Below are 19414 nucleotides of genomic sequence, written 5' to 3' on the forward strand. Positions count from 1 at the left end.
GTGGCAATCGCCGATTACCGTGCTGATACGCCGGGTGACGTGGACGAGACCATTGCGGTCCTTCCGCTCACCGCGGCGCAGCGCGGCATGTGGTTCGCCGAGTCGCTGTCGTCCGAGTACTCGGTCAACATCGCTCAGTATGTGGACATCCGCCATGCGCCGGGCGGATTGGACGTCGAACTCTTCGCACAGTGCTGTGTGGAGGTCGGCAAACTCGTCGAGTCGCCGTTCGTCCGTCTGACCGAGATCGACGGCATCCCGATGCAGTACGTCGACGTCGACTTCGACCAGACCGTGGACATCCTGGACTTCCGTGGCGAGCCCGACCCGGTCGCGGCGGCGATGGACTGGATGCAGGCGGAGTACCGGCAGCCGGTCGATCTCCTCAACGACCAGTTCATCATCGTCTCGATCCTGCTCATCTCGGACGAGCGCACGTTCTGGTACAACCGTGCCCACCACATCATCATCGACGGCTATGCCGCACTGTCGATCATGCGTCGCACCGTCGACCGCTACAACGCTCTCCGCCGGGGCGAGGAGCCGCGCGACAAGCCGCCGGCCACCATGGCCGACATCGTCGCCTATGAAGAGGCCTACCAGGGCAGCACACGGCGGGAGACCGACCGCGCACACTGGCTCGAACGCGTCGCGGATCTGCCGGAGCGGGTGACGCTGTCGAAGGTCGGGACCTCCGGGTCGCTGTCGTTCGACAACGTCGTCGCCGGCGCCGCCCTGGACCCGGATCGGCAGCGCCGGTACGAGGCCCTCGCCGGGGAGCTGAACAGTTCCCTCGCGGTCGTGATGACCTCGGCGTTCGGCGCGTTCCTCGCGCGGATGAGCAACCACGACGACATCGTCCTGAGTCTTCCGGTCACCGGCCGTGCCACCGCCAAGATCAAGATCTCCGGTGGCATGGTGTCCAACATCCTGCCGATCCGGCTGCGCGAGGTGTCGTCGAAGTCGGTCCGCGAGCTGATCGCGACCGCGCAGCTCGAATTGACCGGCGCGCTGCGCCACCAGCGGTACCGGTCCGACGACATTCGTCGCGACGCCGGTCTCGACCAGAGTTCGGTCTCCTTCGGACCCACCATCAACATGGTGTTCTTCGACGAGCAGGTCGCCATCGACGGCACCGACATGGAGTACCGCATCCTCACGTCGGGCATCCTCGAGGACCTCCTGATCAACCTGTATCAGTCGAGTCCCGGTTCCCCGCTCGTCGTCGACCTGCACGGCAACCCGCACCTGTACTCACCGGCCGAACTCGAAGCGCTGCACGGGCGATTCCTGACGTTCCTCGACCGGTTCCTGTCGAGCGAGGCGCTCGACACCCCCGTCGCCGATGTCGACTTGCTCGTGGACAGCGATCACCGGCTCCTCGACGCACTCCCGCAGTCACTGCCGCGGGCGACCACACCGACCCTGGTCGAGGTGTTCGACGAGGTCGCGACCGCCCACCGTCATCGGGGTGCGGTCTCCGACGCCGACGGTGTGACCCTGAGTTACGCCGAACTCGCGAGCCGTTCGGACGCGATGGCGCGATCGCTCGTCGCACGTGGGATCGGGGCGGGCGATCTGGTGGGTGTGGCGACGGCGCGCGACACGAGCCTCGTGGTCGTCATGCTGGCCGTGCTCAAGGCCGGCGCGGGATACCTGCCGCTGGACACCGGCAACCCGGAAGAACGCCTGCGCTACATCATCGACGACGCCGCCCCGGCGTGCCTGGTCGTCTCCGACGGCGACCGGCCCGGATGGGCAGGGGAGTGCGAGGTCGTCGAGACCGGCCGGCTCCTCGCCGAGGCGCAGACACCGGGAGCCGTCGCGGTCGAAGTGCCGCGCGGTCCGGCGACGCCCGAGGCGACGGCCTATGTCATCTACACCTCCGGATCGACCGGGGCGCCCAAGGGCGTCGAGATCGTGCACCGCAACGTGGTCACGCTGCTCGACGCGGCGTCGGCCGACTTCGACTTCACGCCCGAGGACGTCTGGTCGGTCTTCCACTCCTACGCCTTCGACTTCTCCGTGTGGGAGATCTTCGGGCCATTGCTCACCGGTGGACGCGCGGTGATCGTGGATCGGATGGTCGCTCGCGCGCCCGCCGAGTTCCTGCAGCTGCTCGCCGACGAGCAGATCACGGTCGCATCCCTGACGCCCTCGGCGTTCAGCATCGTGGCCGACGTCCGCCGCCGGACCGGGACGCCATTGGCGTTGCGCTACATCGTCTTCGGCGGCGAGGAACTGCGCTTCGACGAGGTGCACAACTGGTACGAGTCGTTCGGCGACGAGATCGAACTCGTCAACATGTACGGCATCACCGAGACGACGGTCCATGTCACCTACCGTCCGCTCGATCCCGATCTCGTGCGCGGCGAGAGCGCCAGCCTCATCGGCCGTCCGTTGAACTCGTTGGGTGTTCGGGTTCTCGACAACCGCCTGCGTCCGGTGCCCGAGGGCGCCGTCGGCGAGATCTACGTCGTCGGTGACCAACTCGCGCGCGGATATCGTCATCGCCACGGGCTCACCGCAACCCGGTTCGTCGCCGACCCGCACGGGACCGGCGGACGGATGTACCGCTCCGGCGACCTCGGCCGGCGGATCGGTACCGACGTGCAGTATCTGGGGCGCGCCGACACCCAGGTGCAGCTGCGGGGCTTCCGGGTCGAGCTGGGTGAGGTCGAGACGGCGCTGCGCGCGGTCGACGGGGTCACCGCGGCGGCCGCGGTCGTCACCGACGCGGCCTCGGCGGGCGGGGCGAAGCTCGTCGGTTACGCGGTCACCGAAACCGGTGGCGGGCTCGACGAATCCGCCATCCGTGAGCAGGTCCGCGCCCATGTGCCCGGGTACATGGTGCCCGATGTCGTCATGCTGATCGACGAGCTGCCCCTCACCGCGAACGGCAAGCTGAACCGGCACGCGCTGCCCGCTCCGGTGTTCGCGCGTGACGAACGGATCGCCTACGTCGCGCCGTCGACCCCGCGTGAACGCGAAGTGGTCGCGATCGTCGAAGAGCTGCTCGACATCGAACCGATCGGGTTGCAGGACAACATCTTCGCGCTCGGTGCCGATTCGCTGACCGCGGCCCGGCTGGCATCGCGGCTGCGTACCGTCGCCGGCCTCGACATCAAGCTGGCCAACGTCTTCGAGAGTCAGAGCCTCGGCGACATCATCCGGGTCGCGACACCGGTCACCGAGGACGCCGCCGGCCGCCGGCCGGAGCTCCTGCCGCAGCGGCGCCCGGACCGGATTCCGTTGGCATTCAGCCAGCGTCGTCTCTGGTTCATCAACCGGCTCGACCCGACCTCGGCGGCCTACAACATCCCGGGAGCGGTCCGGCTCGGCGCCGACGTCGACGCCGCCGCGCTGGCCGCCGCGATCGACGACGTCATCGCGCGACACGAGCCGTTGCGGACCACGTTCCCGGACGAGGACGGGGAGACCTTCCAGTTCATCCACTCGGCGGAGGCGGCCGCCGCGGCCCGACTGTTCGACGTGGTCGACGTGGCGCCGGTGGACACCGAACGCCGACTCGCCGACTTCGCCGTGACCGGTTTCGACCTGAACTACGAATATCCGGTCCGCGCACGACTTTTCCGCGCCGTGGCGCCCGACGGAACGCTCGACCACGTCCTGATCGTCGTCATGCACCACATCATCGGCGACGGTGCCTCGCTCGGTCCGCTGATCACCGACGTCCTGACTGCGTACGCCGCCCGGCTCGCCCACCAGCAGCCCGCCTGGCGTCCGCTGCCGGTGCAGTACGCCGACTACGCGTTGTGGCAGCGCGAGGTCCTGGGGGAGGCCGCCGACGAGACCTCGCTGATGTCGGCGCAGCTCGACTTCTGGCGCACCGAACTGGCGGGGATGCCCGAACTCATCTCCTTGCCCACCGATCGGGCTCGACCGATCCGGCCCTCCGGCGCAGGCGGTTTCGTCGACACCTTGCTCGACGCCGACACCGTCGCCCGGCTGCACGCGGTGGCCGCCCAGCACGGTGTGACCGTCTTCGCGATCTTCCACGCCGCGCTCGCCGTGGTGCTGTCGCGCCTCAGCGGCAGCGACGACGTGGCCATCGGCACCGCGATCGCGGGTCGGGACGAGCCGGAGCTCACCGACCTGATCGGCATGTTCGTCAACACCCTCGTGCTGCGCACCCGGGTGCACCCCGACACCGATCTCACCAGTCTGCTCAACGAGGCCAATCACACTCGCGCGCAAGCTCTCAGCAACGCCGACGTCCCCTTCGAGCAGGTCGTCGACGCGGTGGGGGCCCGGCGCTCCACGGCCCATTCCCCGCTCTTCCAGGTCGAACTGGTGATGCAGCACGACCAGGTCGAGCGGCTCTTCGAGGACGAGGCAGGGATCAGCCTCATCGACGCGCGTGCCCCGTTCGCCAAGTACGACCTCTCACTCAGCGTCGTCGAGTACTCCGACACCGGTGACCACGCCGGCCAGATCTCGGTGGCGTTCGGATACGCGCGTGATCTCTTCGACGAGTCCACCATCGAACGGTTCGCGCGTTACCTCCACGACGTTCTCGCCGCGATGGCCGGCTCGCTCGAGGCCGACGATGCGGGCCGGGCACTGCGCGTCGACGACCTCTTCGCGTTCCCCGAGGCCGAGGTGGACACGGTTCGGGGGTGGTCACGCGGCGCTTCGCACGAGCTGACCGCGCCCGATCTGGCTTCCGCGCTGCTCGCCGGGTACCGGCAGGACCCCGACGCGGTCGCGCTGGTGTTCGCCGACCGTGAACTCACCTACGCCGAATTCGCCACGCGGGCAACGGCTCTGGCCCGTCAGCTCATCGACGACGGCGTCGGTCCGGATGTCGCGGTGGCCGTGTGCATCCCGCGTTCGGTGGAACTGCTGGTCGCGGTGCACGCGATCGTGCTCGCCGGTGGCCAGTACGTGCCGCTCGACACCGAGGCGCCGGTCGATCGTGCCGACTACATGCTCGAGACCGCCGGTGCACGGCGCGTACTGGTCGGGCCGGGGACTCGCCCCGCCGTGATCGACGACCTCGCCGACCGCGTGACCGTCACCTCGGTCGACGCCTCGGTCGATGCGGATGCGCAGGGCGGAACCTTCACGCCGGACGAGCGTCGCGGAATCCTTGGACCGGAGAACGCCGCGTACACGATCTTCACCTCCGGCTCCACCGGACGGCCCAAGGGCGTCGTCGTGTCGCATCGCGCGATCGTCAACCGACTCGACTGGATGCAGGAGCACTACACCCTCACCCAGCGCGACGTGGTGCTGCAGAAGACGCCGGTGACATTCGACGTGTCGGTCTGGGAGCTGTTCTGGCCCTTCATCTCCGGGTCCCGACTGGTGGTCGCGGTGCCCGGCGGACACGGCGACCCGTCCTATCTCGTCGACATCATCCAGCGCGAGGACGTCACGACGCTGCACTTCGTGCCGTCGATGCTGTCCACCTTCCTCGACGTCGTCGGCGCGGACCGGCTCGCCGAGCTGAGCTCGTTGCGTCAGGTGTTCACCTCGGGTGAGGCCCTGACCGCCTCGACCGCGGGTGGTCTGCGCACCGCCTTGCCCGCCGTCGGGTTGCACAACCTGTACGGGCCGACCGAAGCCGCCGTCGACGTCACCGAACACAACGTCCGCGGCTCGGAGACCGTCGTACCGATCGGTCGGCCGGTGCCGAACACGACGATCCACATCCTCGACCACCGGCTGCGGCCCCTGCCGGTCGGTGTGCCCGGCGAGATCTACCTCGGCGGCGTCCAGCTGGCCCGCGGATACGTGTCGCAGGGCAGGCTCAGTGCCGAACGCTTCGTCGCCGACCCGTACGGCCCGCCCGGGTCGCGGCTGTACCGCACCGGCGATCTCGGCAAGTGGAGCCCGGCAGGGGAGATCGAGTACCTGGGCCGCAACGACTTCCAGGTGAAGTTGCGCGGTCAGCGACTGGAGCTCGGCGAGATCGAGTCGGCGCTGATGTCGGTGCCCGGCATCGTCCACACGGCGGTGACGGTCGCCGATCTGGCCGCCGGACAGAGCCTGGTGGCCTACTACTCGCCCGACTCCGTCACCCCGGCCGACGCCCAGGCGCACCTGAACGGAACCGTGCCGGAGTTCATGGTGCCGACGATCTGGATGCCGCTGTCGACCATGCCGCTGAACTCGGCGGGCAAGGTCGATCGCAAGGCGCTGCCCGCCCCGGTGATCGAGACCGCCGAATTCGTGCCGCCGAGCACCGAGACCGAACGGGTGATCGCGCGGGTGTTCGCCGACGTGCTCGGCGTCGATCGGATCAGCGTGGCCGAGTCGTTCTTCGACCTCGGCGGCAACTCGCTGAGCGCGACGAAGGTGGCCGCTCGGTTGTCGGCCGACCTGGAGGTCGACATCCCGGTCGCCGCGGTGTTCGATGCGCCGTCCGTGCGGGCGATGGCGACGTTCGCCAGCGACCACGGGACCCCGTCGCGCCGCCCGCGTCTGGCAGCACGTGCGCACGGAGACCGGGCGCCGCTGTCGGCAGTGCAGCGCGGGATGTGGCTGATCAACCGCGCCGATCCGGCGTCGCCGGCCTACAACGTCGCGATGGCGCTGCGCTTGTCCGGACAGCTGGACACCGACGCGATCGGCGCCGCGATCGAGGACCTCATCGAGCGCCACGAGTCGATGCGGACGCGTTATCCGCTCGTCGACGGCGAGCCGATCCAGCTCGTGCTCGATCGGGATGCCGCGCTGGAGTTGCTCGAGCGCAGCGTCGTCGACGTCGACGGCGATCCGGTCCCGGTGATCGCGGACTTCACCGGACGCGGTTTCGACGTCACCGTCGCACCGCCGCTGCGGATGATGTTGCTGCGGCTGACCGAGACCGAGCACATCCTGGTGTTCGTCGTGCATCACATCACCGCCGACGGCGCCTCGATGCTGCCGCTGGCCACCGATGTGATGACCGCGTACTCGGCGCGGGTGGCCGGTCGTCGGCCGGATTGGCCGCCGCTCGCGGTCCAGTACCTGGACTACACGCTGTGGCAGCAGGAGGCCCTCGCCGTTTCCGGACCCGACGGGACGACCGAGGCGGGCCGCCAGCTCGCGTACTGGACCGACCGGCTCCGCAACGCGCCGGCCCGGCTGGAGTTGCCGACCGATCGCCCCCGCCCGCGGACACCGTCCTTCGTCGGCGAGGAGGTGCGGTTCGACATCGACGGCGGCCTGGTGCACAAGCTGGAGGCCGTCGCGCGCCAGCACAACGCGACGCTGTTCATGGTGATGCAGACCGCACTGGTGGTGTTGCTGAGCCGGCTGACCACCCAGCGCGACATCGTGATCGGCACGCCGTTCGCCGGGCGGGGTCAGCCCGAACTCGACGGCGTGGTCGGGATGTTCGTGAACACGCTGGCCCTGCGGTCGCGACTCCAGGACGAGGAGAAGTTCGCCGAGCTCCTGCAGCGTGTCCGCGACGAGGATCTGGCCGACATGGCGAACGCCGAAATCGCGTTCGATACGATCGTGTCATCTGTACTTCCCTCGCCGCCCACCAGTTACAACCCGATCTATCAGGTGATGTTCGCCTACCAGAACTTCACCATCCCCACGCTCGACATGGATTCGATGACGATCGCGCCGGTATCCGAGCAGTTGACCCCAGCCAAGGTGGATCTCCAGCTCACGTTGTTCCCGGACGACTTCGTTGCACCGGCAGCAAAGGACGCTGATTCAATGACGGGCCAGTTGATCTACGCCGCCGACATCTTCACCAAGGGCACTGTCGAGACGTACGCGCAGCGCTATCTGCGCGTCCTCGAGGAGGTGTCGGAGAACCCGCAGGTGTTGGTGGGGGACATCGACATCGCCACCGCCGCCGAGCAGACCGCGGCCAGTGCGGTCGCCGACGCCGAACTCGCCGTCGCACTGCCCGATCTCGTCGCACGGGCCGTGGCCGCACAGCCCGATGCGGTCGCTGCCGCGCACCAGGGGGCAGAGGTAACGTTCGCGGTGCTGTCGTCGATCAGTGATGCGATGGCTGCCGCTCTTCCCGACCCGGACTCTGCCCTCACCACCGCGCTGATGAGCCTGTTGCCGGGCCTGGCGGTGTCGGGGCCCGATGCGCTCGGTGATGTGCTGGGCGAACTCCGCGCCAACGCACTCCGAGTGGTGGACGGCGCGATGTCGGGAGCCGGGTCCCGCGGGAACGAAGCAGTGCAGTCGACCAAAGGAATGACTCAGACGTGACCGATGTCGATTCAACGGCCTCCAACATCTCTCTCACCTGGGGCTCGCGGCCTTCGACACTGCACCTGATCGCCTTCTCGGCCGGCGTCGCACCCTCCGAGACCGCCTACGAGGCGGCGTCCGGCCCGGTCACGTTCGGCGAGCTGTATGCGCGCGTGTCGGCGACGGCCGGCGTCTTCATCGCCCAGGGACTCGACACCGAGGCCGCGGTCGGCGCCGGGGTCACCCAGACCGAGGCCGCGCCCGGACGTGCGCCGGCCGAGATCGCCGACGCCACCCGGCGCGCGATCGCGCTGATCCGCGAGCGGGCGCTCGGACTGATCGGCAGCACCGATCTCGGGTCCCTGCCCGGACTGTTCCGCTCCGCCGTCGCGCGCCACGCCGCTCGGCCCGCGGTCAGCGACGCGACCGGCGCCGTGCTGTCCTACCGCGAGCTCGACGAGCGGTCCGACGCGCTGGCCGACGGACTCCGCACGGCCGGTGCCGGCCCGGGCAGCCTCGTCGGCGTCGCGCTCCCACGCCGGACAGACCTGATCGTGGCCCTGCTGGCCGTCCTCAAGACCGGAGCGGCGTACCTGCCGCTCGACCGCTCCCAGCCGGTCGCCCGCGCACAGTCGATCATCGACGACGCGGCGCCGCTGCTGGTGCTCGCCGACCCCGAGCTCGCCGCGACGTGGGATGTCATCGACGTCCGGTTCGTCACGACCGAGGACGTGATCCGTGGTGCGGCCCCTTCGAGACGCCGCTCCGCAGGCTCCGGGGCTCCTCAGGGAGCAGAGGGGGCAGCACGGACCGAGTCGCTCGACGACCGGCTGCCGGCCTACCTGATCTACACCTCTGGTTCGACGGGCAAGCCGAAGGGCGTGGTCGTGTCGCACCGCGAGGTCGTCGCGCTGATGAAGGCCGCGTCCGAGGAGTTCTCGTTCGGCCCGGACGACGTCTGGACGCTGTTCCACTCCTACGCCTTCGACTTCTCGGTCTGGGAGATCTGGGGTCCCCTCGTCACCGGTGGACGCGTCGTCGTGGTCGAGCAGGACACCACGAGGGACCCGGAGGCCTTCGTCGATCTCCTCGAGACCGAGCGGGTCACGGTGCTGAGTCAGACGCCGTCGGCCTTCTACCAGCTCATCGCCGCACAGCGACACAGGCAGGCGTCACTCGCGTTGCGCTACATCGTGTTCGGTGGCGAGGCGCTGAGTTTCGAGCAGGTTCGGCGCTGGTTCGACGACAATCCGGCAGATCCCGCGCAGCTGGTCAACATGTACGGCATCACCGAGACCACGGTGCATGTCAGCTACCGCGCGCTGGACCGCGACGCGGTGTCGGCCGGTGACGCGTCGTTCATCGGGCGACCGCTGTCGTCGCTGGACATCCACATCCTCGACTCGCGACTGCGACCGGTGCCCGAGGGTGTCATCGGCGAGATGTACGTCACCGGAACACAACTCGCGCAGGGCTATCTCCGGCGGGCCGGGCTCAGTGCCACGCGCTTCGTCGCGAACCCGTTCGCGCCCGACGGTTCCGGTGATCGCATGTACCGGACCGGCGACCTGGCGCGTCGCGTCGGTGACGACATCGAGTACCTCGGTCGCGGCGACGCCCAGGTCCAGCTCCGCGGCTTCCGCATCGAATACGGCGAGATCGAGGCCGCGCTCGTCGGCCTCGACGGGATCTCGGCCGGTGCGGCCAGCGTCGTGGACCTGTCCGAGCGGGGTGAGATCCTCGCCGCCTACGTGGTTCCCGAGCCGGGCGCCGAGGTCGACGAACAACTCGTGCGTCGGCGTGTGGCGACCCTGGTGCCGGAGTACATGGTCCCCGACGTCGTCATGGCGGTCGAGCGGCTGCCGCTGACCCAGAACGGCAAGCTCGATCGCGGCGCACTGCCGCGCCCCGTGCTCGCGTCGACAACCGAATTCGTGGCGCCCGAGAACGACACCGAGGCAGCCCTGCGGGACATCTTCGCGGAGGTGCTCGGTCTCGAGGACATCAGCGTCGTCGAGTCGGTGTTCGACGTCGGCGGCAACTCGCTGCTGGCCGCCCGCATCGTCGGCCGCGCCGCGGAGACGCTCGGCGTGGACCTCACGGTCCGTGACCTCTTCGACGCCCCGACGGTGCGGGACCTCGCGCTCGCCGCAGCCTCGAAGCGGCCGGGACTGCCCCCGATCGAACCCGTCGCCTCCCGCCCGGACCGCATCCCGCTGTCGCTCGCACAGCAGCGGATGTGGTTCATCAACCGGTTCGATCCGGCATCGCCTGCCTACAACATCCCGATGGTCCTGCGGCTGCAGGGCGGCGTCGACGCCGACGCCCTGCGCCAGGCGCTGCTCGACGTCATGACCCGCCACGAGGTCCTGCGTACCACCTATCCCGAAGCCGACGGCGACGCCTCTCAGCTCGTCCACGAGCCGTCGTCGGCGGCCGCGATGCTCGACTGGCGCGAGGTGCCGGAATCGGCCCTGCCCGAGGTGATGCTCGGCGGATTCGATCTCGTCTCCGAACTGCCTGTGCGCGTGGGCTTCTCCCAGATCTCAGATTCCGAGGCGGTCCTCGGGATGGTCGTGCACCACATCGCGTGCGACGGTGAATCCCTCGCACCGCTGGTGACCGATCTGATCACCGCGTACACCGCGCGGGTCGCCGGGAACGCGCCCGACTTCCGGCCGCTGCCGGTCCAGATGGCCGACGTCGCCCTGTGGCAGCGCCGGGTGTTCGGCTCCGCGACCGACGACTCGTCGCTCATCGGTGCGCAGTTGCAGTACTGGGCGCGGCAGCTCGACGGGGCGCCCGACGTGCTGGAGTTGCCGACCGACCGACCGCGTCCGGCGGTGGCCTCGCAGCGCGGCGCGCGCATCGAGTTCAGTGTGCCGCAGGATGTTTCGGAGCGTGTCGCCCGTCTGGCGCGCGATCGCGGGCTGACTCCGTTCATGGTGGCGCATGCGGCGCTCGCGGTGCTGCTGTCGCGGCTGTCGGCGACCGAGGACGTCACCGTCGGCACGCCGATCGCCGGTCGCGGGCAGTCGATTCTCGACCCGATGGTCGGCATGTTCGTCAACACGCTGGTCCTCCGGACCGGAGTCGACCCGGCGGCCGGTTTCGGCCGGTTGCTCGACGACGTCCGCCGCACCGATCTCGAGGCCTTCGCCAACGCGGACATCCCGTTCGAGGCGGTCGTCGAACGGGTGAACCCGTTGCGCACGGAGGCCTATGCACCGCTGGCCCAGGTGTGGCTCGCGTTCGACCAGTCGGCCATCGCCGATCTGGCCTCCCAGACGCTGACGATCGGGGAGGGCGGCGGACTGGCCGTGACCCCCGTCGAACCGCAGGACCTGTCCGCGCGTGTCGATCTGACCGTCGGGATCGCCGACAACGGGGACAACTGGCAGGGATCGGTGCTCTATGCGACCGACCTGTACGACGCCGAGTCGGTGCGTCTCTTCGCCGACCGGTTCGTTCGCCTCCTCGACACCCTGACTGCGGACCCCTCGGCTCCCGTCGGCGATGCGGACCTGATGACCGCAGCCGAACACGAGGCGCTCGCGCGCTGGGGCGGCGGTGCCGACACCGCTGCTCTGCCGGAGCCGGCCGTCACGGTCGCCGATGCACTGGCAGAGTCCTTCGCTCGCAATGCTTCCCGGGTGGCGATCCGGGCACACGGCCGCACTCTGGACTATGCCGAGTACGGTGCACTGGTCCACGCCTTCGCGCGGCGCCTCGTCGCCGACGGGGTCGGACCCGACGTGCCCGTCGCGGTCGGCGTGCCGCGATCGGTCGAGATGCTGGTGGCGATCCACGGGATCGTGCTCGCCGGCGGCACATACGTGCCGCTCGATCCGGAGGCGCCGGCGGATGTCGTGCGTCGGCAGCTCGCGCTCTCCGGGGCGTCGACGGTCGTCGTCGGCGGCGAGATCCCGGGCTGGGCCGAGTCACTGTCGAACCCGGGGACTCTCGTCACGGTCGATCTCGACTCGCTCGCCACCGCCGGCTCGGCTCGCGTGACAACTGCCGACCGTGTGGCACCCCTGCGCGGCGGACATCCGGTGTACACGTTGTTCACGTCCGGATCGACCGGGCAGCCCAAGGGCGTGACGGTCACGCATCGCGGCCTGCACGACATGCTGTCCTGGTTCGGCGCCTACACCGGCGACCCGGCGGACGAACGGGTGCTGGTCAAGACGCCGTACACCTTCGATGCGTCGGTCTGGGAGTTGTTCTGGCCCTTCGTCGCCGGCGCGACCGCCGTTGTCGCCGCGCCCGACGGCCACCGGGACCCGGCTCATCTGGCCCGCGTCATCGCCGACGAGCGGGTGACCTCCGTGCAGTTCGTCCCGTCGCTGCTCGCGGTGTTCCTCGACGAGACCTTCGATCCCGCCACCGGTCTGTCCTCGGTGCGCCAGATCTTCACCGGCGGTGAGGCACTCACCCCCGCGGTGGCCCAGCAGACCCTCGCGGCCGCCCCGCACGCGGTGATCGTGAACCAGTACGGCCCCACCGAGATGACCGTCGACGCGACGATCGCGACGCTGACCGAGCCTGTCGACGTCGTGACCGTCGGCCGGCCCGCGTCCGGCCTGACCGCACGCATCCTCGACGCACGTCTGCGCCCGGTCGCGCCCGGTGTGCCGGGCGAGCTGTACCTCGGTGGCGCGCAGATGGCCCGCGGCTATGCGTCCGCACCGGCCCTCACCGCCCAGTCGTTCGTCGCGGACCCCGCCGGACCCGCCGGTGCGCGGTTGTACCGCACCGGCGACCTCGCCCGCTGGCGCGCCGACGGAGACATCGAGTACCTCGGTCGGACCGACTTCCAGGTGAAGATCCACGGTCAGCGCATCGAACTCGGCGAGACCGAGGCCGTGCTGGCGGCGGCGCCGGGCGTGGTCTCGGTGGCCGCGGCGGTCACCACGACTCCCGCGGGCGATGCGCTCGTGGCCTACCTGACCGGTCACCCGGGTGACACCGTGGACGTCGAGGCCATCCGCGCCTTCGCGGGCGAGAGACTGCTCGCGCATCTGCGCCCCACGTTGTGGGTCGTCCTCGACGAGATGCCACGCAACGCCTCCGGCAAGGTGGATCGCCGGTCGCTGCCCGCACCGACCGTCGTCGAGTCCGAGGTCGTCGAGCCGGCGACCCCCGCCGAGCGCGCTCTCGCCGACGTTGTCGCGGAAGTGCTCGGAGCCGACCGGATCTCGGTGGTGGACTCCTTCTTCGACCTCGGCGGCAACTCGCTTGCCGCGATGCGGGTGGCGGCCCGCGCCGGTGCCGCACTCGGCGTCGAGGTCAGTGTTCGCGACCTGTTCGACGCTCCCAGCGTGCGCGAACTGGCGCAGCGTGTCGCCGACCGCGTGCCCGGCCTCCCGCCGGTGACGGCGGTCTCCCCGCGACCGGACGCGATCCCGCTGTCGTATGCGCAGCAACGGATCTGGTTCATCAACCAGTTCGACACCGCGTCCGCGGCCTACAACATCCCGATCGCCCTGCGCCTGCGCGGCAAGCTCGATCTCGCGGCCCTGCGTGCGGCGATGGTCGACGTCGTCGAGCGTCAGGAAGTACTCCGGACGGTGTTCCCGTCGATCGACGGTGCTCCGCGACAGGTCATCGGGGACGTCGCCGGGGTCGGGGCCGAACTCGACTGGGCCATCGTCGACGACGAATCCGAGCTCTTCGCGGCTGCCGCCGGCGGCTTCGACGTCGCAGTGCAGCGACCCATCCGGATCCGGGTCCACCGCGTCGACGACCTCGAACACATCGTCCTCATCGTGATCCACCACATCGCCGGCGACGGCGAGTCGATGCGTCCGCTGGTCACCGACGTCGTGACGGCGTATGTCGCGCGCTCACAGGGGCGTTCGCCGGACTTCGCCGAGCTCGAGGTGCAGTTCGCCGATGTCGCGCTCTGGCAGCGTCGTGAACTCGGCTCGATCGACGACCCGGACTCGCGGGTGTCGGCTCAGGTCGACTACTGGCGCTCTGCGCTGGCCGGACTCCCCGAGGTGCTCGAGCTGCCCGCCGACCGCCCGCGTCCCAGGGTCGCGTCCATGGCAGGCGCCGAGGTGGGCTTCGAGATCGACTCGGCGACAGCGGGTCTCGTCCGCGAGCTCGCTGCCCAGCGCGGCGTGACCGAGTTCATGGTCATCCATGCGGCACTCGCGGTGCTGCTGTCGCGGCTCTCGGCCACCGACGACATCGCCATCGGCACCCCGATCGCCGGTCGCGGCGACGCCGCCCTGGACCCGCTGGTCGGGATGTTCGTGAACACGCTGGTCCTGCGGACCGTGGTCGACCCGGCGCAACGGTTCGCCGACCTCCTCGACGTGGTGCGGGTCACCGATCTCGATGCGTTCGCACATGCCGACGCGCCCTTCGAGGCGGTCGTCGACGCGCTCGCACCGTCCCGGTCCGAGGCGTTCGCCCCGCTCACCCAGATCCTGCTGACCGTCGACCCCACGCCCGCGGATCCGTCCACGCTCGTCGCCGACATCGACGACCTGGCCGTCGAAGTGGTGGAGACCGAGGAGAACTCGGCGAAGGTGGACCTGACGGTCGGTCTGCGCGGCGGACGCGGCGGGTCTTGGATCGGTCGCGTCAACTACGCCACCGACCTGTTCGACGAGGCGACGGTCGCGCGGATGATGGACCGTTTCGCCCGGTTGCTGCACGAGCTGGTCACCGATCCGACCGTGCCGGTCGGGGACGCCGACCTGCTCGACACCGCCGAGCGCGACATGATCACCCCGGTCGGCCGCCGACCCGCGATCCCGGCCGTGCCGCTGGCGGAGCTGTTCGCCGCCGCGGTCCGGCGTGGCGGAACCGACCGCACCGCGGTCGTCGACCCCGACCGCACCCTCACCTACGGTGAACTCGACTCGGCGTCGAACCGGCTGGCTCGTCACCTGTTGGGCCAGGGCATCGGCCGCGGAACGCTGGTGGCACTGGTGATCCCGCGTTCGGTCGACCTCGTGGAGGCGATCTGGGCAGTCGCCAAGACCGGTGCCGGATACGTGCCGATCGACCCGGACTACCCGGCCGACCGTGTCGCACACATGATCTCGGACTCGGGTGCGACCATCGGGCTCACCCGGACCGGTGTTGCCGACGTGAGTGCTTTCGGGGGGCGCTGGATCGACCTCGACGCCCCTGATGTCACGACAAGTGTTGCACGGCTCCCGGATTCACCGATCGACGACGCCGACCGAGGGTCGCGTGCCGACGTGGCCGACACCGCCTATGTCATCTATACGTCCGGATCGACGGGTCTGCCCAAGGGCGTCACGGTCACCCACGGCGGACTCCGCAACTTCGGGGTCGAGGCCGCGAAGCGGTCGGGGATCGTGGAGACCTCGCGGGTGCTCGGCTTCGCGTCGCCGAGCTTCGACGCGTTCGTCCTGGAGTATCTGCTGGCCTTCTCCGCAGGTGCGTCGGTCATCTATCGCCACCGCGATGCGGTGGCCGGTGAACCGCTGCAGGAGTTCATGCGTGAACAGCACATCACGCACACCTTCCTCACGCCCACGGTGCTCGCGTCCCTGGAGCCGGCCGGACTGCCGGACCTGCACACCGTCTACGCTGGCGGCGAGGCGGTGCCGGAGTCCCTCCGCGAGCGGTGGGCGCCGCTGCTGCGATTCCAGAACCTCTACGGTCCGACCGAGACCACCATCGGTGTCACGATCGGCGAGCCGATGCAATCCGATCAACGGGTCCTCATCGGTCCGCCCATCGACGGCGTCGACCTCCTAGTCCTCGATTCCCGTCTGCACACCGTGCCCGTCGGTGTGGCTGGGGAGCTCTTCGTCAGCGGACCTGCTCTGGCGCAGGGCTATCTCAGCCGCCCGGGACTCACCGCCGAGCGCTTCGTCGCCAACCCGTTCGGGACTCCGGGCGCCCGGATGTACCGCACCGGCGACGTCGTGCGCTGGATCGTCGTCGACGCCGACGGCACGCTGTCGGTCGACTACGTCGGACGCAGCGACGACCAGATCAAGCTCCGCGGTCTGCGCATCGAACTCGGTGAGATCGAGAACGTCCTGACCGATCACCCGTCCGTGGCCTCCGCGGTCGTCGTGGGGGTCGACGCCGACGGCGGACTCGCCGCGAGCGGACAGTCGGTGGTGGCCGCGCTGGCCGCCTACGTGGTGCCCCGCGACACCATCGAGATCGCTTCGCTGCGCGAGCATCTCGCGGATCGCCTGCCCCTGTTCATGGTGCCCGCGAGCATCACCGTCCTCGAAGCGCTCCCGCTGACCCCGGTGGGCAAGCTGGACCGCCGTGCGTTGCCCGCGCCCACGATCGAGGTCGAATCCGACCACGTGGAGCCCGAGAACGCGGTCGAGCAGCAGCTCGCCTCGATCATCGCCGGCCTGCTGGGGCTCGAACGCGTCAGCGTCACCGACTCGTTCTTCGCCCTCGGCGGCGACTCGATCATGTCCATCCAGGTCGCGTCGGCCTGCCGCGCGGCGGGTATCGACATCTCACCGCGGGACATCTTCGAGCACAAGACGGTTCGCGCCATTGCCCGTGCCGTCGGCGCCCGCGGCGACCGGGTACCCGCCCTGGCGGAACTGCCCGGTGGCGGCGTCGGTCCGATGACCGTCCCGCCGGTGGTCTCCTGGGTCCTGGAACACACCGACGACGTCTCGGACTTCGCCGACTTCTCCCAGTCGATGGTGCTGACCGCACCCGAGGGGCTCACCGTCGAGATCGCACAGGAACTCCTGGCGCAGGTGGTCGACGTCCACCCCATGCTGGGTGCCTCGGTCGAACCCGGCGGGAGCGCGGGCGACTGGCGGATGCACACCGGCGTCGCGCCGCTGCAGCCCGGTGCGGTGACCGCGATGACGAGTCCGGCGCCCGTCGGCGAACCCGGCTTCTCAGACACCGTCGTCGCCGCCTTCGAGGACGCCTCCGGCCGCCTCGACCCGACCGCCGGGCGGCTCGTCGCAGCCGTGCTGGTCAGCGCCCCGGACGGCGATGCGCGTCTCGTGGTCGTCATCCATCACCTCGGTGTCGACGCCGTCTCGTGGCGGGTGATCATCGAGGACCTGCTGACCGCCTGGGCGCAGCATCAAGGAGGCCAGGCGTATTCGCTGCGACCGGAGACGACCTCGGCGCGTGCGTTCACCGCGGCGCTCGACGCCCAGCGGGCCGGACGCTCGGACGAGTTGCGCTACTGGCTGGATCGGTCGCCGGAACGGGTCACCGACCTCGGTGGTGCCCTCGACCGTGCACGTGACCGCATGTCGACCACCGACACCGTCGTGCACACCGTCGGCTCGGCGGTCACCGAGGCGCTGCTGACGACGGTGCCGACCGCCTTCCGCGGCAACGTCAACGACGCCCTCGTCGCGGCGCTGGCGCGCGCGGTCCGGTCCTGGCAGCAGGCCCGGGAGATCGCGGATGACCAGCCGGTGACGTTGCTGCTCGAGGGCCACGGCCGGTACGAAGAAGCTCTGCTGCACGGAACCGATCCGCGGACCGTGGATCTGTCCCGGACCGTCGGGTGGTTCACCACCATCGCGCCGCTGGCCATCGACGTGCGCGGCGACTCCGTGCACACGGTCAAGGTCGCCAAGGAAGAGCGGGTCGGACAGCCCGACAACGGAATCGGCTACGGACTGCTGCGCTACGGCGACACCGAGCTGTCCCGTCGGCCGTTGCCGAGTATCGGGTTCAACTACCTCGGCAACGTCGCCGGGACCGCATCCGCCGGCGAGAACGCCGCCGCGGACGATACGGGCATGCCGTTCTTGCCCGACCCGGCGGCACCTCGCCTGCCGGGCACGGTCACCGGCGCCATGGTCGTCCCGAATGTGTTGAGCATCAACGCCGGTACCGCGATCGGCCAGGACGGCCGGGAGTTCGTCGCCGGCTTCACCTTCCCGCGCGGGGTGCTCACCGCCGGCGATGTCGACGACCTCGCACGGCGCTGGGACTCCGAACTCGCGGCGATCGTCGACGAGGTCGCCCGCGTCGGCGACCCGGGTCTCTCGCCGTCGGATGTCCTCGGCGCACGCGTCACCCAGGACGATCTCGATCACCTCGCCCGGCGGTATCCGGGTGCCGACGTGTGGCCGCTCTCGCCGTTGCAGCGGGGCCTGCAGTTCCAGGCCGAGCTCGCCGCGGCGGGCCGCGAGGCCGGGGCGGTGGATGTCTACACCGCGCAGGCGGTCGTCACGCTCAAGGGCGACGTCGACGCCGACCGTCTCGCCGAGGCCGTGCGCGAGGTCTTCGTCCGCCACCGGGTGCTGCGGTCCAGCTTCGTGCGCGTCCCCAGCGGTGAGGTCGTCGCGGTTGTTCCGGATACGGTCGACATCCCCTGGCGGACAGTTGATATCGAATCGACTGACACGCCGGGGGCCGGTGCCGGCCGGGACGGCGACAGCGGTGTCGCCGCGGTCGCCCAGGCCGAGCGCGTCACGCCGTTCGATCTCGAATCCGGCCCGCTCATGCGGTTCGTCCTCGTCCGAAGTGGCGCGCGGTCGACGCTGGTCGTCACCAGCCACCACATCCTGATCGACGGCTGGTCGAGCCCGCTGATCATGGCCGATCTGTTCGCGCTGTATGCCACCGGTCAGACCTACACCGGCACCGTCGCCGCCGAGGCCGGTGCGCAGGGGGACTATCTCGACTACCTGCGGTACATCGCCGCATCCGACACCGACGCGGGTCTGGCGGCGTGGCGCTCGGTACTGGCCGCGGTCGACGAGCCGACGCTCGTCGGCGCGGGCCGCGAGGCGACTTCCGATCAGCTGCCGCGCGACCACAGCGTACTACTCCCGGCCGAGATCACCTCTGCCGTCGAGGATCTCACGCGTGCACGAGGGGTCACCGTCTCGACGGTGATGCAGTTCGCCTGGGCGGTGCTGCTGTCGCGCATCACCGGGCAGCAGTCGGTCGTGTTCGGCGAGACCGTCTCCGGTCGCCCAGCCGATCTGGACGGCGTCGAGACGATGGTCGGCCTCTTCATCAACACGCTGCCCGCGGTCGCGGATGTCGATCCGACCGCCCGGGCCGCCGACGTCCTCGACGCGCTGCAGGCCTCGAAGGTCGCGGTGCTCGACCACCAGCACCTCGGCTTGCCCGAGCTGACGGCCCTCGTCGGCCGCGGACAACTGTTCGACACCCTCGCGGTGCACGAGTCCTACCCGGTCGACGCCCAGTCGCTGAAGCAGGGGGCCGACGCGGGCGGCATCGGGATCGAGGATCTCGACGCGACCGACTCGACCCA

The 19414-nt window shown here is 69.8% G+C and carries 2 protein-coding genes (1 of these 2 only partly in view); both read left to right on the top strand.

Features of this window, described 5'->3' with window-relative positions; translation table 11 throughout:
• Window positions 1-8196 carry an amino acid adenylation domain-containing protein gene (locus AMD30_RS07035; RefSeq protein ID WP_055475149.1) on the top strand — a complete coding sequence of 2732 codons (8196 nt, stop codon included), beginning with the start codon at window positions 1-3 and terminating at the stop codon, window positions 8194-8196.
• Window positions 8193-19414 carry the 5' end (the start) of a non-ribosomal peptide synthetase gene (locus tag AMD30_RS07040; RefSeq protein WP_055475150.1) on the top strand. 29008 nt of this gene lie beyond the right edge of the window, so the window shows 11222 of its 40230 coding nt (coding positions 1-11222); its start codon is at window positions 8193-8195; the stop codon falls past the right edge of the window. Before AMD30_RS07035 ends, AMD30_RS07040 begins: the two co-directional genes overlap by 4 nt.

It is taken from the genome of Gordonia sp. HS-NH1 (assembly GCF_001418765.1).
In the GTDB taxonomy this organism is placed as follows: Bacteria; Actinomycetota; Actinomycetes; order Mycobacteriales; family Mycobacteriaceae; genus Gordonia.